The sequence below is a fragment of the Lentisphaera profundi genome, from assembly GCF_028728065.1.
GTDB lineage: Bacteria > Verrucomicrobiota > Lentisphaeria > Lentisphaerales > Lentisphaeraceae > Lentisphaera > Lentisphaera profundi.
Window position 1 is genome coordinate 2,150,066 of sequence record NZ_CP117812.1, and the last position, 22,572, is coordinate 2,172,637.

Genomic DNA, 22,572 nt, shown 5'->3' on the forward strand with positions numbered 1-22,572 from the left:
ACTTAGGATTTAGCCACAAATCAATTTCTCTAAAATTGCTCTGTGGCTTTTTTGTGCTTCACCCCATCTCACTAAGATCCCTCAAGCCATCTACATAAGTCACACATTTCATGGTTTTATATGCCTAAAAGAGCTAATCACTGGTCTCTCATTATACTTATAATCTCTGTACCATAAACATGCCTATCAGTGACTTATGTGTTTTTTACGAAAGGTGAACTTGCTATCCATTAAAGTTAGTACTATACTAGTATTATAATATAACAAAAAAGGAAGCATGATGACAAACTTAAAAAAATTCACACTGATTGAACTTTTAGTTGTCATTGCCATAATTGGCATCCTGCTATCCCTACTCGTTCCTGTACTTAGTAAAGCGAGAGAGGCGGCACGAGATGCCTCATGTAAAAATCAAAGTAAACAATGGGGCATGGCCACTTATCTGTATACGGATGACTGGGACTCGCATCTTCCAGCTTCTTTTTCAACATCTCGTAAGTATTGGTATCAGGTCATGGAATCTTACATACAAGGAGATTCCACAGACGGTAAAGGTCGTTATAGAATCCGTACCTGCCCTTCAGAGGCTGCGGCAAAAGGTTCAAAATTCCTAACTTATGCCTCTAACAACGAAATGTTAAAACATACAAATTTTGGCGCCTCTGAGTTTAGAATCAAAATATCTAATGTCACCTATCCAAGCGATGCCATCATTATTGCTGATGCCTATGCTGGTTTTGCAGGTGGCATTGAAGCTTTTCCCTTTATTCGTGGACCTGAACCCGAATATCTTCATGGGAAAAATTGGAATCTTTACGATGCCGGAGATTATCTAGCTCCCTATGACGATCAAAGTGGCGTTTTAGGAATTCGCTTTAGACATAATGGAGATAAAAGCGCTAATATGCTTATGGTCGATGGTCATGTTGAGGGGAAAAGAATGTTGCAGATGCAGGGAAAAAACATTTATGATTATGAGTAAATTATCATAATTCCTGATTCAACTTATTTGTTCCAAACGCCATTTAGCATTCACATCTTAAAAAAGAATTGCATCACACTCCCTCAAAGCCTCTTTTTAAGCAAGACCATCTATCCAGTTTCCCCTGCTCATAAATAGTTATTTGCGGAGAGCGCATTATATTTGCGCGTTTATAAAAATAATTAATCTGAGCAAATTTAATGATCGATGATATCAACAAAATTGTCGCTGAATTCACTGACAAAGTGAAAGCAGAAGGCGACCTCCAGGCCCTTGAGCAAATCAAAGCAGCCTACATGGGTAAGAAAGGACCTCTTACAGGCATACTCAAAAACCTTCGTAACATGAATCCCGAAGAAAAAATCGAAGTCGGCCAAGCCGCGAACAAAGCTAAGAATGCCATGCAAGAAGCCATGGAAAACCGTCGTAAGGGAATCATTCGCGCACAAATTGATGAAAAAGTTGCGAGTGAATGGGTCGACCTTTCCTTAGATCAAGAGAGTCAACCCATTGGCTCAATTCATCCCGTTTCACAAATGCAGTATGAAATTGAAGATATCTTCACTGGCCTTGGTTTCACTGTACAAGATGGCCCTCATTGTGAATTAGATTTCTATAATTTTGAAGCACTCAATATCCCAAAAGATCACCCTGCTCGTGATATGCAGGATACTTTTTACTTTGAGAATGGTGCTATTCTTCGTACTCATACTTCCGCCATTCAGGCACGTGCAATGGAACGCATTGAACCACCTTTCAAAATTATCGGTCCTGGTAAAGTATTTCGCGTCGAAAGATGTGACGCCTCTCACGAATCGGCCTTTCACCAACTAGAAGGTATGGTTGTCGATGAAGATATTTCTGTGGCGAACTTGATTCACACAATGAAAACTCTTCTTTCAGAAATCTTTCAAAAAGATACTCAAATACGCTTACGCCCTGGATTCTTCCCCTTTGTTGAGCCTGGCTTTGAATTAGATATTGCTTGCCAAATTTGTAATGGCAAAGGTTGTTCCGTTTGTAAACAAACTGGCTGGCTAGAGCTCATGCCATGCGGCATGGTACATCCGAATGTACTTAAAGCTGGTGGTATTGATACCGAAAAATTCACTGGATTTGCTTTTGGCCTCGGCCTCGATCGCCTCGTCATGATGCGCCATAAAATTGAAGATATTCGCCACCTGCACAGCGGTGACCTTCGTTTCTCAACTCAGTTTAAATAAGGACAATCAATAATGAAAATCTCACTAAACTGGATTAAAGAATTCGTTGATTACAAACTCGATCGCAAGGCTCAAGCCTTAGGCGACTTTATTTCGCTCTCAGTTGCCGAAGTTGAAGAAGTCGAAGAAATCGGTGCTGCCTTAGCTCAAGTCAAAGCGGTGAAAGTACTCTCTTGTGCTCCACATCCCGAAGCCGATCGCCTACAACTGGCTACTATTAACACCGGATCAGAGGAACGCACTATTGTTTGCGGCGCTAGCAATTGCCGCCCAGGTATTACTGTTCCTTTTGCTGACTTAGGGGCTAAACTCCCTATCACAGATAAAGAAGGCAAGCCTACTATACTCGAGATCAAAAAAGCGAAAATTCGTGGTTTTGAAAGTACTGGCATGCTTTGTTCAGAAGCCGAACTTGGCCTTGCTGATAGCGCAGAAGGTATTCTCGAAATGGATGAGTCCATTGCCGCGGGAACTTACCTCAATACTCTAGCTCAATACGCGGGCATGGAAGATATTGTTTTCGAAATCGACAACAAGTCATTAACTCACCGCCCTGACCTTTGGGGCCATTATGGTTTTGCTCGTGAATTTAGTGCAATGTTTGATCTCGACCTAAAACCCTATCCAGGACAAAAAATTGACCTTGCTGATAATGGTTTCTCGATTGCTATTGATAGCGATGACTGTCGTCGTTATTCTTCTTTAAGAATTAAAAATGTTAAAGTTGAAGATTCTCCTCAATGCTTGCAAGATCGTTTAAGTAAATCAGGAATCAATCCAATCAACAACATTGTTGACCTGACAAACCTGCTATTACTTGAACTCGGTCAACCGATGCATGCCTTTGATGTGAATAAATGTAAAGCTACAGATATACTTGTGCGCAATGCGCAAAGTGGTGAATCCTTCAAAGCTCTTGATGAGAATGACTATACTTTAAGCGAAGAAGACATGGTCATCTCAATTGGTGGCCAAGCTGAAGCTCTCGCCGGAGTTATCGGTGGTGACTCAAGTTCTATTGATGAGAATTCAAATGAAATCCTTATTGAGTGTGCCTCTTTTAATGCCTCTGCTGTGAGACGCTCCGCTACTCGTCATGGTATTCGCACCGACTCTTCTAGTCGTTTTGAAAAATCACTCGACCCTGAAAACACACCTCTTGCACTCGCTAGAATTTGGCAGCTCATCAAAGAGCTTTGTCCTCAAGCTGAGCTTGTTGGTGGCATGGGTGACCTCTTCACTCAAGCCTACCCAGATAAATCAATTGATACCAGTATCGAATTTATCGAAAAGGCACTTGGTTGTGCTGTTGGCGCCGATTTTATCACCAGTCGCTTAGCGCGCCTAGGCTTTGCTATTGAAGGCAACCTGAAGCTCGCTATCCCATCGTGGAGAAACACTAAAGACATCGCCATTCAAGAAGATATTGTTGAAGAAATTGGTCGTCTCTATGGTTTTGATAACATCACTCCAGAAACTCTGAATACAGAGGATAAAGTTCCACAAGCCAACCAAGCTCGTATTTTAGAACGTCGCTTCAAAGACATTCTTTCCAATGGCTACGGTTTTAGCGAAATCATGACTTACCCATGGTGTGGTAAAGATGAGTTAAAAGCTTTTGGCTTGAGTTCAGAAGGCTTAATGAAGCTGATCAATCCAGTGAGTGAAGATGCCACGTATATGAAGCCTCACAATATGCCAAAAATCATTAAGGCCATCTCCGAAAATCTAAAGCACTACAACTCAGTTAAGCTTTATGATTTCAACCGGATTTACGATACGAGTCAAATGATTAAAGAACTTTTACCCACCGAGCGAGTCCAATTCTGTGGTGCTTTAGTTCCCGCTCCTGCAGGTAAGAAAAACTTGCAAACAGAAGCTTTTTATGAACTTAAATCTACTGTTTCAAATCTACTCAAAGTCGCAGGTATCAATACTTGGCAGCTCAGTGAATACAAAGACGCGCCAGAATGGGTTCATCCAGGTATTTCTTGTCAGTTCCGCCGTGGACGTGTGGTTTTAGCTGAAATCTTTAAACTTCATCCTGCCGTTGCTGAACAAAATAAAATTAAGTCCAATGCCTACCTCTTCTGCATCAATTTTGATGAATTAGCTAAGAGCAAACGTAAACTTAAGTATGAGCAGATCTCTAAGTTCCCTGCTGTTCCTTTCGATATCACTGTCCAAGCACCTAAAAAGGCGCTTGCTGGTGATATCCAAGGACTTATCCGCAAAGGCGGAGGAAAGAGCTTAGTCGACTTAGAAGTATTCTCTGTCTACGAACGAGACGAAGACAAAACCGTTTCCTTTCGCATGCACTTTGCGGCCAAGGATCACACCCTTGTCCATGATGAAATTCATCAACTACAAAGAAATGTAGTCGCCGCAATTCTCAAAGGGAAATACGAGATCCCAAATCTCCCTGATGACCTGAAATAGAATCACTAAAAAGGCCGGATGTTTATCCGGCCTTTTTTATACTCTTTAGAAAAACTAAATTCTTTTCTTAGAATACTCTGAAGATATGTATTGGAGCGGCTCTATCTGAGATCTCTACAAAGTTCTCCACGCCAGACCAATCATAAACTTGATCCGTAATTAAGTCATGCATTTTGTATTGGTGATCGTTATTAAATCCTAATTCATGTAGGGGGAGATGAACCATTCCACCCTGACTATGCAATGGGTCAAGGCTTACTACGATAAGCAAAGTATTATCCTCAACACGTTTGAGATAAGCGATTAACTTCTCATTATTCACATTACAAAATTGAAGATTATTTTGAATCTGAAGCGCTGGATTTTCACGGCGAATCATATTGAGTTTCTTTACAAATGGCGCAATACTTCCCGCATCCTCGTAGTCCCTCACTTTAAGTTCATACTTCTCCGAGTCCATTAATTCATCACGTGGACCCACAGGAATATTTTCGCATAATTCATAGCCTGTATACATCCCGTAAACAGGAGATAAGGTGACAGCTAAAGCATGACGTATTCTAAACATCTGTGCGGAGGCATTCTGTAAATGCTTCGGCAAAATATCTGGCGTTGTCGTAAAAACGTTACAGGTCATGTAATCAACCGCATCCGAATTGTGTAGATACTTGAAGTATTCCGTCAATTCTTCTTTACTTTCTCTCCAAGTAAAATACCCATAAGATTGGGTAAATCCATTCTTAGCTAAGAGTTCCATTAAACGCGGACGAGTGAAGGCTTCAGATAAAAAGATAACATCATTATATTTCTCATGAACCTCGGCAATACACCAATTCCAAAAGCTAATAGGTTTTGTATGGGGATTATCCACTCGGAAGGTTTTTACTCCATGACTGGCCCAAAATAAAAAGATATCTCTTATCTCGGCCCATAAATTTTTGCGATCTTCGCACTCAAAATTTAAAGGATAAATATCTTCGTACTTCTTAGGTGGATTCTCTGCATATTTGATGGATCCGTCCGGGCGACGGTAGAACCAATCGGGATGATCTTTTAAATACGGGTGATCTGGCGAACAATTGAGTGCAAAATCCAAGGCAATTTCAATATCTTTTTTAGCGCAAGCTTTCACTAAATGATCAAAATCATCCATCGTTCCAAGCTCAGGGTGAACCGCAAAGTGCCCCCCTGCTTCGGATCCAATTGCATAAGGACTACCAGGCTCTCCTTTTTGTGCTTCAAGAGAGTTATTCTTCCCTTTGCGCTTCGAAAATCCTATGGGATGAATGGGTGCAAAATAGAGTACATCAAAACCAAGGTCATCAATATAAGGCAGCATTTTTTCTACATCAGCAAACGTTCCGTGCACACCTTCTTTTCCAGAACATGAACGAGGAAAAACTTCATACCAAGAGGCAAATTCTGCGCGTCGACGATCACATCGAACCGAATAAACACCACTTGTAGCAGTGTTAAATGACTTTCTATCCGGAAGTGAGGCCGCCAAATCTTTCAATTCAGCTTCCATCATTCTATAAAATTTCTGTGCCATATCTTTGCTAGCTTCTAGCTCTTTGATAATGGCTTCCATATTCTTTGCGATGGTTTTATTCGCACGTGATTGACACTCTTTGAGTAAGCCAACACCCTCGATCAGCTCAGAACTGATTTCTTCGCCAGCCTGGAATTTTTTTTCCACGCCATGTGCCCAGTTATGATAAAAATCTGCGTAAGCAAAAATTTTAAACTCATAAAGGCCGACTTTTTCAGCTTTGAATTTCGCTGTATATAAATCTAAACCCGCATTTTCACAGTCCATCGTAATAGTCTGCCAACGCTTTTCGCTTTTATGCTTAAAATTAAGTTCTGCTGATAAGCCATCATGTCCCTGTTGTAAAATCTCAGCACTAACTTCTAAGTCATCTCCCTGCCTGCGTTTAACGGGATATAAACCGCCATCGACTGCGGGTTTTACATTCTGGATATAAACGTAATGGCTATTGCAATCCGTCTTTAGTAGCTGTTGAATCATACTTCCACCCATCTCCTAAAATTGTATCTAATTTTTGTTGAATATTATTTAGTTCACTTGGAAAAAGTTCTGTGACCTGTAGAAGCTTCATCCCGCTTTCACGCGCTCGGCTTTGAAGATTATTTTTTAAGTAATTATTAATCACATTATAGCGATTAAAAACATAATGATTAAAAACCACCGCAAGCATATCAGGATCCGCATCATTCTCTATGGCTTCTGAAAATTGTAAAGCACACAAAGCATAGGCGGCATAGAGTTTATCATCATCTTTAATTGGATAAATTGTTTGATACAGGTACTTCTGCTGAATCATTGGCAATTGGGGGATTTTATACGTTTTACCAAAGCTATCTTCAAGTTCTACACTACCCTCATCAGTATTATACACACTTATGGATATATCTTCCAAGTCGCCTCCAGGTAACAATAAATCTTGTCCTTCAAGTAAGCTCAAACCTTGAGCAAATTTGAGTTGATACTCCTGCGCTTTGCCAATAAGCTTTTCTAAATCTTCCACTTCACTTAAATACACACCAAAAAGATTGCTTTTTTGCGCTGAAATCAAGGATAAAGCTAAGCGTGGCTTCCAGTAATAAACTTCTTTAAAACTACTCATTAATATTTTTGTTTTAGTTTCAGTCCATAACTTTTCCAACATGATCGCATCGTTAAAAAGAAGCTGCGGAACTTCATCCACTTGCTCTTCAGTGATGGTCTCTTGAGTAAGAATTTCTTTTGATTTATTAATATCACTAAGAACATGCGTATATAAATCTTCTTTAGTTCGCAAGGCTCTTTTTTCTTGCCTCACTTCATTAATTAATATGGCTTTTTCACGTACAATATGATTAAGTTTTTCTGAACTCTTGTCGAGCTTAGCTTGGAGAGCTTTTTGCTCCTGTTGACCCACTTCATTTAAAACGGAGAGAAGCTTTGCTTTCAGAGACATTTCTCTTGCATTTCCTTCTTCAGGTAGTCCTTGCAAGGCCTTTTCTAATTCAAGCCTTGTCCTCGCTATCTGTAAACTTCCCTGTTGAATACGGTCGAGTAAATTTTCAGCTTCAACTTCATATACTTTTTTTGATGGACTCGAAAAAATAGAAACCATTAGGGCTGCCGTCACAGCTGTAATGGCGATTAAATTAGTCCAAAATATATTTGAGGTCGAGTTTTGACCTTCACTCATAATAAAAGCTTCCGCGTCATGATAATCATCATTTGCACTTAAGCTGCGGATTTTTTTACGAGGTAGAGAGTCGAGTGAATTGGTTTCTTTCTTTTTCCCACCAAGCTGTAGATCTCCAATATCTTTTCGATTAAAGGAGATGGTGTGAATCCCAGGAACCATGCTCGGGTCCTTGCTTAAGCTTTTTCGGACTCGAACAATTTCTTTAATTAAAGCTTCATGATCAAGAAACCTTTTTTCAGGTGACTTCTCCATCATTTTAGTAATGAGCTTACGCACATCCAGCGGTAAATCTACGCGCCGATTATTAAACACAACCGGATCTTGAATATGTTGACGAGCCAATTCACTGACGTTTTCTGAATCGAAGGGTAAAACACCTGTAACGGAGTGATACAAAACAACTCCCAAGCTATAAATATCAGCTCGACAATCCATCGGATCTTTTAAAAATTGCTCTGGATTCATGTATGCTGGTGTCCCAGATACTTCTTGTACATCCTGTAAATCTCTTTGCTGACGAGCTAAACCCATATCCGTCAGCTTCACCCAACCGTCAGCGGTAATCATAATGTTGTCGGGCTTAATATCACGGTGAATTAAAGAATCTTTTTCCCAAGCATAATGCAAGCCTTCCGTCACTTGTTGTATTATACCTAAGGCTTCACTGACATCTAGTTTTCCGTTTTTCTCTAAACGATGACCTAGGGTGTCGCCTTCTACATACTCCATCGCAAGATAGAGATCACTCTCATCCACCCCAAATGCAAAAACTTGCACAAGGTTTCCGTGAATCATTGAAGCTACCGATTGCGCTTCACGCAAAAATTCTTGGCGGAATTTATTATCTGCCGAATACCTTCGCAATAAAACTTTTAAAGCAATAGGGCGGTCTAGACTGATTTGCCTAGCCAAAAACACTGTTCCCATTCCACCTACACCAACAACTTTTTCAATAGAAAAGTCTTGGCCTATCACCCTTCCTGGATCATAAATTTTTCTAGGAACAACAATTTTTTTTGAGCATGTCGGACAATTTTTACTAGTACCAAGCTCTAAACTCTCAGCTTGATAAGTCGACTTACATAGAACGCACTGGAATTTCATTATTCACTAATTCCTTGTGCATATTCCACAAGCACAGACGCAATTTCATCCGCAAAAAGTAAACCTTGCTGCGTCGCTCTTATAGAACTTTTTGTCTCTTCTAATAATCCTTGAGTCATTAGTGTATCCAATATCTCTTTATACTCAATTAAAACATCAATACCGTATAATGAATGCAATCGCTCTTTTTTCCAACCCAATTTTGTACGGAATCCAAAAGCTAAGACCTCTGCGGAACGCTCTTTTTGAGGGATTTGGTCATATTCAGCTTGTTCACCCTTTATCCATGCTTTCAAATCGGCCTTTTCTGTCCAACGCAATACTCCATCAAATGAAGCCGCCGCAGGACCTAAACCGAGGTATCTCGCCCCTAGCCATATATCTAAATTATGTCGACATTCCTGTCCCGGAACCGCATAATTGGAAACTTCATAACGCTCTAAGCCCGCTTCCTTCAGTAAATCTTCACAAAGATGATACATCTCCACCGCTAAGTCATCATCGGTTTCATGAATTCTTTTTGACAATTCTGAACCCTCTTCCAAAATCAAACTATATGCAGAAAAATGACGTATTCCACGTTTCAGTACTTGCTCTACGTCAAACTGCCAATCCGCCAAAGTCTGTCCAGGTACGCCATAGATCAAATCTACATTAATACGCGTAAAACCTACCTTTTGAGCCAGATCAATAGCGCTGAACAACTCCATATCACCTGTCCTTCTACCCAGCATCTTTCTTGTCTTACGTGAAGTAGATTGTCCGCCAAAGCTCAAGCGAGTTACGCCCTTACTGTACATCATCTCTAGTTTAGCTTGATCGACAGATGAAGGATTACATTCGATTGTGAACTCATCTTGAGGGGATAAACCCTGCAATAATTTTATCAGCCTCTCTAAATCTTCAAACGATAATGCACTAGGAGTTCCGCCACCAACAAATATTGTCTTGAGCGAATTTAACTGTTTTGAGGCTTGATTAAGATCACTCTCGAGTTTATCCAAATAGGCTTTTCGCACCTCTCTCGAGTTCTCTACTACGGAATACAGGATGCAATAATCGCATATATTTTTGCAGAAGGGCACATGAACGTAAAGTGAGTCAAACTCAACTAATGAAGACATATTATCTAGCTAGTTGCTCGCGATATAGGTCTTCGTCTTTAAAAATGATTACTCGTTCACCCTTCCTACACAAGCCAAACTTCTCTCTGGCAACTCGTTCTACTGCAGAAGGCTTCACTGTCAAATCGTGAAGTGATTCACGATGACTTTGCACATCAGACTCAAGATACATAACTTCTCTCTCGGTCTTCTCTAAGTCAGTTTGTGCACGGTTATATTTAATATACTTAGGCACCATGATGTAAGTCCCACTCACCACGATGAGTAGAAATAAAAAAACACCTGTAAGTTTTGCAAATTCCACAAAGCCCCAATTCTATTGACGATATTATAAATATACTATATTATAATAAGCAACTATCTATTAACAACCCCCAAAACCTTACGGCTTACGTAATTTTATAAAAAAAATCTAATGTTTTATACTTTTTTGAAAAACCTCCTCCTTTCGCCTCTCCTTATAATCGCTACTGGTTTAAATTTTTTCTCCATATTTTTACTCGTTAAGGCGCATAGCTTATCATCTTCCTCAGCTTGGTTTCTTGCTGGATTTATTGCTGGATTGATTACCTTCAAATTTCTATGCCGGTTCGAAGTTGTTTATGTTTTTGGTCATGAAATGGCGCATTGGTTAGCGGCTAAAATTTGTTGTAAAAAAACGGGGAAATTCAGTTTCGGATTCAAGTCAGGATCCGTAGAAGTCGAAAAGCCCAATACTTTTATTATGTTAGCACCCTACTTTTTCCCCACACTTACGGTCGTACTACTACCACTCTATTTCCTGCTTCCTTTACTCAAACACCAAGATCAGGCCACCATCTTATTCACTTTCTTAATTGGCAGTTCTTTTGCTCATCATATATATATGAATGCTCGTTTGATTATTAAAACTAAACAAAGTGACTTCGACAAGCCCGGCCACTTTTTCTCCGCCACCCTATTAGCTTTTATCAATTCGTTTATTGTCTTTGGTATCTTTGTTTTTTTTACGTCCTCTTTTGGGAATCTCGGTATTTTCATACAAGCGTGCACAACGGTCTTCCACAAAGCCTCATCTATACTGAAGTGATACTCTGATAAATTAATACAATTTTAACTCTAAAATATTTCGGTTCATTTCTCCCGGATCATACTTTAGAAGCAACAATTGTAGGAAACACCCCCTTGGCGAACTTTACTGTAACATGCAAAAACTGTTTATCTCAAATTGAATTAGATCTATCTAATTCAATCGAACACTACCCTTGTCTTAATTGTCAACAGGAAATACCTCTGCGCCCTAATAGTATGGGAGAGAATGTTGAACTCAATTCACACATTTCGACTCTTTATGAAATAAACGATGATGGCTATAGTAAATTATTTATCGGCTATGATAGCGATGAAAAACAAATGTGTTTAATTCGCGTCTTTGACAAAACTTTATATACCTCAGTCAGCTCTCCAGATGAATTAAAAAACATTATGGAAGCAGCGGCCGTACATGTCGGATCAAGCCATCTCCCCATAATTTCATCTGCTTATTTTGAAGAATATCTTTATCAAATAATGCCATACATTAAACTTGAATCGCTGGAACAAATCATTGACAACGCCTATTTATGGAGCCCACTTCAAGCACTGGACTTATGCTACAACATCTTAGAATCTTTAGAGAAGGCCTACACCATAACCGGTAGTGGCCACTTCAATCTCAACCCTCATAATATCTTTATTACTAATGATGGCGAAGTAAAATTCATCGGCTTCACATTAGCTCCTCAACTACTACAAGACACTAAGTTCATCTCATCTCCATTTAATATATTTGATATTTATTACACGGCTCCTGAACTTAGCATGGGACTTCATTACCCAAACCAGAGCAGTGACCTCTATTCCCTGGGCTTGTGCTTATACTATATGCTCAGCGGACTGACACCTTTTGGGGATGCTGAAGACAAAAGTGAAATCGTCTATCAAGACCTTTCTTTCCCTGAAAATATACTTGCGGATTTCGACGAAGACTTCATGACTATTTTTACAACTATGACCCATCACGATCGGAATCATCGCTACCAATCGTATAAACAAGCATTAGATGCCTTCAAGCAATATTATAACTCTTGTGGCCATACTCAACTCAAACAAATGGAAGGGGAAAAAACTCAATTATTTCAAAGTCAGCATTTTATACAGCATATAATGCCTATCCTTCAGAAAAAACCAAAATCTCTTAAACTCAAAAGTAAGCAAAACTATAACTCCGAAGTCATTCGACAAAGAATTTCTACAGAAGTTCGCCTCCCTAGAGAATTCAAAACCAAAATTCATCAGCCTCGTCAAAATAATAACCGCCGCCTAGTACAAAGAAGCAACTCGAAATTACTCCAAAGCTCCACGAGAGTTCCCCATCAGAAAAAAACCAACAACATTTTAGTATTTGGCATCGCTCTCGCACTTTGTCTACTCACCCTGATTTTATGCCTTATTAGCTATAGCGTTCTTAGTGCAAAATCAAACGACGACATCCCTAGCGAGGACCTCACGACCCTCGAACGTAATAATACAAAAGTAAACAACACTGCAATTTCAGAGAGCCATCCTCAACCAATCAAAAAAAATGATAAACAAAGACATATTGAAACATCGTGGTACGATACAGAACTTGATAAATCAGAGCCAAACTTTACACAAATAAATAAAAAAATAGCCACTGACCTAAGCACCAGAAATCTTGATACGGAAAAAACATTATTACTGGTAGACAAGCTCACCCCTCCTGTCACTGCTTTACAAGACTTAAAAACACTTGCCGCAATTCCTCCTCCAATCAACGAGGAATTTCAGCTCTTAGCCCTACAACTTATCAATGCTGACCTTAGCGCTGCTAAAATGACTCTGCTTGACCTGAAAACAGAAAACATTAACACCAAGCTAGACACGCTTATGGAGCTCATAAAAGACTCGAGCCATGAACAACTATTCAAAAGTATTTTTATCAAAATACTTAGCTCTGATGAACCCATAATCGCTATCAACTACGAAGGACAATTAATAGACGCAGAACTTAATTCCTATAATTTAAAACAAGGCACCATCTCTGTGAAATCCTATATCAAGGGTGCCAATATCAATCTGCAAATTCCTTACACAGATTTAGATCCTCGATACTTAGTCACTTGGCTTAACAGAAATGATAAAGATAGTGAAACTTTTTTAAGGTTTATGTTCCTCATTCAAAGCAACGATTTCACGGAGGCCTATCGCTACTTAAAACCTTATAATGGCGCTCTTGCTAAATCTTTAAAACCCCTTGTCCAGAAATACTTGAATTCAGAAGCAGAGTCAACTCTAGAAATAACCCTTCTACACTTCCATCAAAAACTGGGCTCCAAAATCAACCCCCTAACTATAACATCCAATAACTCTTTCGCCTTACTTGCTCTCATCCAGCAAATCAAAAGCCAATACTCATTTTCCGATTTCACTATCGAAAATCAGAAACTAATGGACTCCTACATGGCTCAACTAAAGTCTATTCAAAGAGAAAATCACCCTAACACTCTTATTGTTGGCCCTGATAATCAATTCCAATTACCGCGCCTATCAATCAGCCTTAAAAGCCCAAACAAAATCATCCGACTACTTCCTGGAATTTATACTGCTCCCATTATTATCGATCACGCAAACACCGTGATTATCGGCTGTACAGGAGTTAAAATCCTATCCGATATTGTTGTTAACTCATCTTCTTGCTCATTGGATAACCTTACTATGACCAAGGGGAACCTTATTATCAATGAAAATTTAAAATCAATTAACATCTCCAATTGTGACTTGAAAAATGGCTATATACAGATTTTTAATAAGTCTCAACAAATAAGCATTAATAATTGTATCATTAAGGGCTTAATAACTGCCGACACCGCAACAAAACTGAGCATTCAAAACTCTTTATTACTTCCGAGTGAGAGTCATTCAACGGTATTATCTGGATCTCCTAAACGAACACAATTTTTAAACTGTATTTTCAGTTCTTACGGTCCTCCCATTTTTTCAAATTTAAAAAGGACTAATGATATCAGGTTTCGTTATTGTTTATTTTCTACTGACTACCACCTAACGAAAAGCCCCTTCCAAACTTATATAAACTTAGATGACTTAGGTCCTCTTTTTTCTGACTTAAATTTCTGCATATACAAAAAAGCCATCTTCATAAATGAAGTAAAAGGAGACTTGCGTTTAAGTAGCAAATCACCCGGTTATTTAAAAGGGCACAAAACTCAATCCATTGGCGTTCAGATGAATGAAAAACAGCTCCTACAGCTCTAAATTATTCAATTTCATAGTAATTGAGGAGTCAAATCAGCTAAAAAATCCAGAATTTTCACATACTTAAGCTAATTAAACAAGTTTTAACAGATTTAGTGTTTTATATTTTTTATTATAACACACATTCAAATAAAAAGATTATTATGAATTTTTCTCTAACCTGTTTAAATTGCTCCCAAAAGATAGATATAGACGCTGCTGCTTCTGTAGAAAGTTTACAATGCCCCCATTGCCATGACACTATTAAATTGCGCAGAGGCCGTATGAATATCGGAGAGAAAATTAATGGCCGATATAAAAGTTTATATAAAGTAAGTGATGATGGCTTCAGTGGATACTTTGCCGCTCTAGATGAGAAATCTGAAAAAATCAAACTCTTACGAGTTTTTGATAAGACCTTAACATTTTCTCTACAACAACCTGAGGCTTTTATTGAAACTGCTGAATCTTTCAGCCCCTATGGCGGTAAATGCCAACTCCCTATATATGAAACTGGAATTGATAATGATTTCATCTATCAGCTTATGCCATTCGCCAAAATTGAAAGCTTAGAGAAATTAATCGAGTGTGGCTATATATGGGAGCCTATACAAGCATTAGATCTAATCTATGAGCTTTTATTATCACTGGACGAAGCTTACATAGCAACCAAAAGTGGTCATTTTAGTTTAACACCTAGAAATATATTTATTGACGATCAAGGCCGCCTACTATACAATGACTTCGGCTTAGCCCCCACCTCTTACAGGATCAACGTTTCGTGAAATCCCAGATGCAGATCTTTGATATCTACTATATAGGCCCTGAAATCACCTACAGTGACAAATTCCCCAATGAGGCAAGTGATGTTTATAGCTTAGGTATGCTGCTTTACTATTTAATCACAGGTATAACTCCACACAGTAATGCCTCTGGTGGATTTGATCCCAAAGAACTTGTCCTGCCTAAACGCGTAGAAGTAGAATTAAGTGAAGACTTTTTATTTCTATTCAAAAATATGTCGAAACGTATGCCCATTCAACGAATGCATTCATATCGGCAAGTACTGAAAATGATCGAAAATTTCTACCAAAATGCGAATCACTCACATACGACTCAAATGACTGGTCAAAAAAGTGAAATCTATGAAAAAAAAGATTTTTTAAATCGCGTAGCTCCTTTTCTATCTAAGCACTCTTCATCCTCTTCATCTGTTTATAATACAAAACCATTGAGTGTCGAAGCCATACAGGATAGAATTAAAACTTCAATTGATTTAGGCATCTCAAAAGACGCTCATAAAAAATTGAGCAGCAACAAAAGAATAAATAAAAAGAGAACGGTAGCTTCGAATCCAAGCTCCAGTAAAAAGCATGCAACCCCTCCTAGCGTCTCTAAGAAAAACACGGCACAAAGAAAACACAATCATGACTCTGCACGCCCTCTTCACAAGAAAAAACAACGACATGTCCCCAAGAAAAAACCCAGCTCCGCTCCTATCATAATATGCCTCACTACACTTTTTCTTGTTATCCTTTCAGGCGTACTATTTATCGTCACCAGGTCCTCAGATGATGAGAACCCTCTAGCATCAAACAACAAGCTAGCCAACACTCAACTGACTACTGAAAATAAAAGTCTTGATTCGGCAGTAGTCAGCGATAAGGAAAGCCTTGATTCGGCAGTAGTCAGCGATAAGGAAAGCCTTGATTCAGCTATCGTCAGCGATAAGGAAAGTCTTGATTCTCAAGTGGTAGAGGATGAGAAAAAGATCATTATGAAAGAAAAAATCACACTTGATCGCAATTGGTATTTAGATGCGCTTAAGGAAGCTGAACCAGATTTCACAAGTATAGATACGCAATTTAAAAATGATCAAGATAATGCCAAAGACGGTCAAACCAACACAATAAATTTCATCTCTAATGAAATAAATGACGCTAAAACTAATCGCATCAGACGCATCCTCATAGAATTAAAAAGCGAAGTCAACACTCTCGTATTCCAAGAAAAATACTCCGATGCAATCGGTATATATAAAGATTATAACGGGCCTCTTTCTATAGAAAGCCTAGAACCACGCAAAGCATTAATCGCCAATCTTAACACTGCTATACAAGATGTAGAACAACTCAAAGAGCATGAAATCACTGGACAAAAAGAACTATTGGCATCAGCTATTTTTAAACTAGACACCGATCTTATCGATGAATATTTGTTGGCGCTCTCTACTAGCCCAGACATTGCTGAACTAAAAGAAATAAGAACTTTGATTAATCTTGAAAAGATCCAGGACAATATCCTCAATAACTTCGCACTCTCTGAAGACGAGCAATTCACGCTAAGCATCAACAACAACAACACTTTAACTGCTAAAATAGTCAGCTGTGATTTAGATGAAAAAAGCATTCAGATCACCAGCCATTTCCAAGGAAGAAGTTTAAAACAAAGTGTTGACTTAAATGCTTTTGATTTCCAAACTCTAATTCAGCATATTAAACTCCCGACTGACAACGAAAGCCACTTTGCAAGGTTTATGTATTGCTTATTTAACGAAAATGAGGTCATTGCACTCCAGTCGATTAATAATTACTCAGGACCACTATCTAAAGATCTACAAAGCCTTCTAAACAACAAAGTTGACCTGCTCGCCGAAGAAAAGACAATGGCTATCTTTAATATCTTCAATCTAATCCCTGGGGACGAGATCACCGCTAATTCACTCCCAGAAAATGACGCAATAGTTCTACATCTATTACTTTCTAATATTAAAAAAGATTTTAAAGACACTACTTATATCAACGACGTAGGCAGTCCTATACTTAGCGCTCTTACTCAACTTAAGTTAATTATTAAGTCAGATTACAATAATGATATTTTCATCGGCCCCAACATCCAAAATAAGTACCCTCACGTTGACTCCTTCATTTTCCCCAGTAATAGCACTCTACGCTTGTTACCGGGGACATACGAAGAAAGTATTATCTTCCAAGCTAAAAAATCTAAATTGATTGGTACACAGGGTATTAAGTTGCTCAATTCACTCATCATTCAAGGCAGTGATTTACACGTAAGTAATTTATATTTTGAAGAGGGTGATATAAATATTAAAAACGACTCAAAGGCAATAGTAATCAAAAATTGCTTTACCAGTAACGGCGGCATAAAACTGCTCGGAAAAACATCCAACATATTGATTCAAAATAGCTTTTTAAGGTACATCAATTCAAATTCCTCTGCTCAAAAAACACAAATCATTACTTCCACTATATGTGCCAAAGAAAAAGCTGGATCCAATCTTATTTCTAATCTCCATAAAGCTATCATTACCGATTCGATTTTATACAGTGAGAAAAAAGCTATCTTTGCCTCCTCTCAAAGCAAAGCTTCCATAAAAATCAAAAACTGCTTACTATCTGGCATTGGTCCCTTAGCGCTCCTAAAAAACGCTCCAAGCTACTCCTTAGAAGAGCTAGATGACGCTCTAGATGACGTAAAAAAATCCTTGAAAGCAAACGTAGACTTTAAAGATATAAAGAAACATGATTATCGTATAAAAGATTTCTCTCCTGGCTTCAATGCCGCAAGTGATGGCAAATCTATTGGTGCTACCTTTAGCGATTCCTTACAGCTACGCGACGATATCAGGTAAAGCTTTATCTATTCTCGTACGATTCAATTTAGACTAGCCACTAGTCCTTGGAAAAGCTTGTCATTAATAATTCAAAAGAGTTCTGTAAAAATGAGTCGTTACGCCATTCATTTACTCTACCTTAAAAGTTTGGCTCATAGTCTGAACTGCCCGTTCGCAAAACGGCGTGAGTTCCACTAGCTTATTTGGGTCAACACCACTCTGCCATTCTTTTAGTTTATTAGCAATAAACGCTAATTACTGAAAAAGATTTGGACATTCACAGAAGAACTGGGACACTACCTGGTTTGTGGGCCCAGTGTCTCAGCAAGAACGGCTGCTACTAGCGCACTTGAGGCTTACTGAGACAAGTCAAGTATTTCATGATCAAGAAATTTTATCATTTCGTTTAGTAGTCTTGACAGGTCAAGTGGTTTACACAGGTAACCACTACACAGCTCTCTCAAGACGATCTCTTCAGCTTTTAATGCCGAGGCGGTCAGGGCTATAATTGGAATATTCGCCAATTCTTGATCATTTCTAATAATGCCGGTAGCCTCATAGCCATTCATTTTCGGCATTATCATATCCATGAATATCAAGTCTGGGCGCTGTATTTTAGCCTGCTCAACAGCCTCGAAACCATCGTGTGCCTCATAAAACTCAAAGTGATAAGGCTCTAAAAAACTGCGCAACAATTCGCGATTAAAGTCCATATCATCGACAATGAGGATTTTGGCCGGTGCAAAGTTCACGGTATCAGGCTCAAGTCGTACTGCCTCAATTTCACGATCATCGATTGTCACAATTTCTACTCCGAACAACTCAAGTTGAAAAATGCTCCCTTTGCCAAGTTCACTCTCGACTTTGATTCTACCTCCCATCATTTCCATCAGACTCTTGGAAATAGACAAGCCTAGACCCGTACCACCATACTCCGTGACACCTTGTCCATGAGCCTGTCCAAAGGCCTCAAAAATATCATCCACTTGGTCCTGTGCAATTCCAATTCCACTATCTTCTACTGTGATCGTTAAGTCAACTCGATTTTCTTGCGGGTCATCTTGAGGAGTAGATGACTTTATATCTAGATGAATGTAGCCCTCGGAGGTGAACTTTGTCGCATTACTTAAGATATTAACCAAGACCTGACGCAGGCGACCTTCATCGTACATTAAAAGTTTTGGTACATGCTCATCGATCTCAAGCTTAAACGCCACACCATACTCGATAATTTTCTGCTCAAACAGACAACGGATTTCTTCAAGAAGTACCCGTGGTTCCGCCGGCGTGCAATGTATTTTAAGCTTGCCCGCCTCCACTTTAGCAAGGTCCAAGATCTCATTAATCAAGTTCAACAAAGATTTTCCGCTGCTGCGAATACGTTTGACGAACTGTTGTGATTTATCATCAAGGTCCATCCTTTCCATGAGCTCAGAAAACCCTAGGATAGCATTCATCGGCGTACGAATTTCATGACTCATATTAGCCAGAAACTCACTCTTGGATCGATTCGCATAGTTGGCTTTTTCAGTCTGTTGCTGCAACTTTAGGTTGGAGCGCCGCAGTTCGGCGCTTTGGGCTTCCAGCTGATCTGTGCGCTCCCTGACTTTCACCTCCAGTATCCTGTTGGCATCTACTATCGCCGGAATTTCCAAAGCTTTTGGTACAAACTTGAATATGACAATAACGGCAATAATAGAAACAATTGCTGTAATGACCTTCATCACCCCTCCCAGAGGATAGATGGGGTACCAGAAAATGATAGCCTCGATCAGATGCGTCAATCCGCATGCACAAAACATTGCTATTATAAAAAGGTATAAGAGTGCGGGGCACTTCCATTCTTTACGCTTGCGAATGAAGATAATAATCAGGGTAGGAATGGCAAAATAAGCGAGGGCCGTAAGCACATCACTAATAATGTGCATCCAACCAAGATACTCAGGCCAAGTACCACAATTCCAGCGCGCTGGGAAGCGACTGATATCAAAAAAATTCATCAAGGTTTTTTAATCTCTACTACTAAAGGATTACAAATCAAATAATTACAGTAATAATATACTCGTCTACCTTAGGATTCCTAATAAATGAATTGCTGTTCAGCGGCAAAGACTTATAAGAATAATTAAGGGGCAGGCTTTTTATAATTCTTTGGCCGAGCTTAATCGAGGCTTCCTCGCTTGCCCAGAAACACTCATAAGTACCATCGGATTCAATTTGGAGAAGCGCTGCCAGTTATCATGTCAAATAGAGCTTAAAGTCGCTGCATAGAATGTCGGAGCACATCTTGCGATTCGGATTGACTTCCCCTTGATCGGGGTGATATTCGCCTCTTTCAGCCGAGGGGTTTTCCAGCTTTGCTGGGCAAACAAAAAAAGCCCTCACAAAGGAGGGCTTTCGAATAGATCTTAAGTATGATTATTTATACTGACTTTCACGTTCTTCAGTTTTCTTCTTCCAGACGGGTAAAACTTTTTCTTTGAATACTTCTTTCTCTGCATTCATTTTTTTCATATCATAGCCTAAGTATGCTTGGGCTTTAGCCTTGGTGGATACATCTGGCATTGGCACTTCATCTGTATGACCTAATGCATTGAGTACACGGACTAATTTCAAACGAGCATCTGCCGCTTTTAATATACCTGTGGAAACAACTCGACCCATTTCAATAGGTGCATGAAAACTTCCGCCATGACTCGCCGCTACAAAATCCCAACGCCATTGGGCATGACGAATATCTTGTAAAATCGGCTTCATATCAACTTCTTTAGCTCCTTTTTTCCATGCAAAGGCGGCTTCAATATGCGCTTTCACTAATAGACCTTCTAACTGCTGACGATTCTCAAGAATTTTATCCTGACGTTCATATACATTTTGGTAGAATTCACTCTCGCTCTCGCGGTGACAAACTTGGCAAGTATTTTGTACATTAGCCAAAGGACTACGAATTTGGTGGTCAGAAAACTTAACTCCACCTTCAGTCGTATAAGGCATGTGACAATCAGCACAGGAAACTCCACGTTGACCGTGAATACCCATCATGTGTACTTCATAGCCAGGATGCTGAGCCTTCAACATCGGCGCTTTTGAGAGAGGGTGTATCCAGTCATGAAAATTAATTTCATCATAATACTTTTCCATATCTTCTACAGAAAAACCATTATCCCAAGGAAAAGTCAAATAGTTACCATCTTTCGCAAAATAGTATTCAACGTGACACTGAGCACACACAAGTGAACGCATTTCTTGATGTGTTGCATCCTCGATATCTCTACCTTGACGTTCAAAGGCTTCAACTAAAGCAGGACGAGTAATTGTTAGCTTCATCGTCTTTTCATCATGACAGTCAGCACAGCCAATAGGATTAGCTATCTCGTGACCTTTATCATGCCACTTACCTTTATAAAACTCTTTGGCTCCGGTCACATTCATCACACGAGGAACATCTGGGCTTTTACAGGCCCAACAAGTTGCTGGCATCGGTCCGTCACCTTCTTTCATTGGCGCACCTGTTCTCAAGGTATCCTGAATATCTTCTACCGCATGCATATGTCCACGAGGTGAGTTATAATCTTTAGAGAAGCCATAGCCGGCCCAAAGAATCACAAACGCAGGGTTTTCAGCAAGCATATCAACTTGATCACTACCATTGTGTTTAGTTTTAACATCGCCCTTCATAGTGGCTTTCCAACCCTCATATTGCTTAGGATAGTTTTTTGCCCATTTCTCACTTCTAGGTTCATAAGGCATCACATCTGCCCCCACCATATTCATGCGCACAGCTTCTACCTTGCGTTCATTAATATTTGAGAACAATAGGCCTGCAATAACAACAAGAACTGCTGTTAGCACAAAAACAATCCAGGGATTAAACCCCTTTTCGCTTCCTTCATTACTCATATTTTCTCCTATTTCTTTTTAAGCCAATCGGCAATTTCTGTTTTCATTAAAGAGGTATTAGCTTTATGATTAGCCGATAAACTACGCACATCACCGTGCGGTACTTGACGATGGCAATCCCAGCAATAGCGATCTGTTCCTTCAGGTGATACCACATGAGTCTCACCTAAATGAGTCGCATGACATCTTAAGCAATTTTGCTGTACGACTTTCTGTCCCGCCTCTAACATTTGAACGGTTTGGTGCTGCTTCTTTCCCCGGAGGGTAAATAAGGTCGCATGGCGCATACCATCCTTAGCTTTAAATAAATATTTATTTAATACACTATCATGAGGAACGTGACAATCATTACACACAGCCACTTCTCTATGAGAACTATTACGCCAACTCGCGTGCTGTGGTCCCATTACATGACAATTCATACACGTGGCAGGGTCGTCAGATAGATATGAAGCCGCATTAGATACGTAAAACAAATCAATCAGCAAGCCCACAAGTACGCCAGCTACAATTGCTGCTGGTAATTTCCACCCTTTGGGCGGAATTAATTTCCTAAGTATACTCACCTATAATATCCATACTAATTATTAACACTGCTTTAATATACCCACTCAATTATTAAGATAATAACTTTCATTTATTAATTATT

14 protein-coding genes are annotated in these 22,572 nt (G+C 39.3%); 7 read left to right on the plus strand and 7 right to left on the minus strand.

Annotated elements, in window-relative coordinates:
• Positions 1-280 precede the first annotated feature (280 nt).
• The 3 genes from PQO03_RS19885 to pheT all read left to right on the plus strand — a co-directional run bounded on the left by PQO03_RS19885 (position 281) and on the right by pheT (position 4,644).
• Positions 281-982 (plus strand): prepilin-type N-terminal cleavage/methylation domain-containing protein, encoded by a 702-nt coding sequence (locus PQO03_RS19885; protein ID WP_274152852.1) that lies wholly within the window; start codon positions 281-283, stop codon positions 980-982.
• Positions 983-1,182: 200 nt separating this feature from the next.
• On the plus strand, positions 1,183-2,205 hold the full coding sequence (gene pheS / locus PQO03_RS19890; protein ID WP_274152853.1) for a phenylalanine--tRNA ligase subunit alpha: 1,023 nt from the start codon (positions 1,183-1,185) through the stop codon (positions 2,203-2,205).
• 12 nt (positions 2,206-2,217) lie between these two features.
• Positions 2,218-4,644: a phenylalanine--tRNA ligase subunit beta gene (gene pheT / locus PQO03_RS19895; RefSeq protein ID WP_274152855.1), complete on the plus strand. Its 2,427-nt coding sequence runs from the start codon at positions 2,218-2,220 to the stop codon at positions 4,642-4,644.
• Positions 4,645-4,711: 67 nt separating this feature from the next.
• Here pheT and PQO03_RS19900 read toward each other — a convergent pair whose 3' ends face one another.
• Genes PQO03_RS19900 through PQO03_RS19915 form a run of 4 tightly spaced genes read right to left on the minus strand, consistent with a single transcriptional unit; the run spans position 4,712 to position 10,400 of the window.
• Entirely contained in the window at positions 4,712-6,676 is a 1,965-nt protein-coding gene (locus tag PQO03_RS19900) for an alpha-1,4-glucan--maltose-1-phosphate maltosyltransferase (RefSeq protein WP_274152857.1), read from the minus strand.
• Positions 6,642-8,972, minus strand: a complete 2,331-nt coding sequence (locus PQO03_RS19905) for a serine/threonine protein kinase (protein ID WP_274152859.1) — start codon at positions 8,970-8,972, stop codon at positions 6,642-6,644. Before PQO03_RS19905 ends, PQO03_RS19900 begins: the two co-directional genes overlap by 35 nt.
• Positions 8,972-10,096: a radical SAM family heme chaperone HemW gene (gene hemW / locus PQO03_RS19910; RefSeq protein ID WP_274152860.1), complete on the minus strand. Its 1,125-nt coding sequence runs from the start codon at positions 10,094-10,096 to the stop codon at positions 8,972-8,974. Before hemW ends, PQO03_RS19905 begins: the two co-directional genes overlap by 1 nt.
• Before the next feature lies 1 nt (position 10,097).
• Positions 10,098-10,400 (minus strand): FtsB family cell division protein, encoded by a 303-nt coding sequence (locus PQO03_RS19915; protein WP_274152863.1) that lies wholly within the window; start codon positions 10,398-10,400, stop codon positions 10,098-10,100.
• Positions 10,401-10,715: 315 nt separating this feature from the next.
• Between PQO03_RS19915 and PQO03_RS19920 the strand changes: the two genes are divergently transcribed.
• From PQO03_RS19920 to PQO03_RS19935, 4 genes are all read left to right on the plus strand, one after another.
• Positions 10,716-11,165: a hypothetical protein gene (locus PQO03_RS19920; RefSeq protein WP_274152864.1), complete on the plus strand. Its 450-nt coding sequence runs from the start codon at positions 10,716-10,718 to the stop codon at positions 11,163-11,165.
• Positions 11,166-11,260: 95 nt separating this feature from the next.
• Positions 11,261-14,410: a serine/threonine protein kinase gene (locus PQO03_RS19925; RefSeq protein ID WP_274152866.1), complete on the plus strand. Its 3,150-nt coding sequence runs from the start codon at positions 11,261-11,263 to the stop codon at positions 14,408-14,410.
• A 143-nt stretch (positions 14,411-14,553) separates the two neighbouring features.
• Positions 14,554-15,174, plus strand: coding sequence for a serine/threonine-protein kinase (locus tag PQO03_RS19930; RefSeq protein ID WP_274152868.1), 621 nt, complete (start codon positions 14,554-14,556; stop codon positions 15,172-15,174).
• Positions 15,171-18,041 (plus strand): protein kinase family protein, encoded by a 2,871-nt coding sequence (locus tag PQO03_RS19935; RefSeq protein WP_274152870.1) that lies wholly within the window; start codon positions 15,171-15,173, stop codon positions 18,039-18,041. The genes PQO03_RS19930 and PQO03_RS19935 overlap by 4 nt, the downstream gene beginning before the upstream one ends.
• 338 nt (positions 18,042-18,379) lie before the next feature.
• On the opposite strand, the gene PQO03_RS19940 is transcribed toward PQO03_RS19935, so the two are convergent.
• The 3 genes from PQO03_RS19940 to nrfH form a co-directional block, all read right to left on the minus strand.
• Positions 18,380-20,023: an ATP-binding protein gene (locus PQO03_RS19940; RefSeq protein ID WP_274152872.1), complete on the minus strand. Its 1,644-nt coding sequence runs from the start codon at positions 20,021-20,023 to the stop codon at positions 18,380-18,382.
• Positions 20,024-20,441: 418 nt separating this feature from the next.
• Positions 20,442-21,923 carry an ammonia-forming cytochrome c nitrite reductase gene (gene nrfA / locus PQO03_RS19945; protein ID WP_274152873.1) on the minus strand — a complete coding sequence of 494 codons (1,482 nt, stop codon included), beginning with the start codon at positions 21,921-21,923 and terminating at the stop codon, positions 20,442-20,444.
• Positions 21,924-21,931: 8 nt separating this feature from the next.
• Positions 21,932-22,489 (minus strand): cytochrome c nitrite reductase small subunit, encoded by a 558-nt coding sequence (gene nrfH / locus PQO03_RS19950; protein WP_274152875.1) that lies wholly within the window; start codon positions 22,487-22,489, stop codon positions 21,932-21,934.
• Positions 22,490-22,572: the final 83 nt, after the last annotated feature.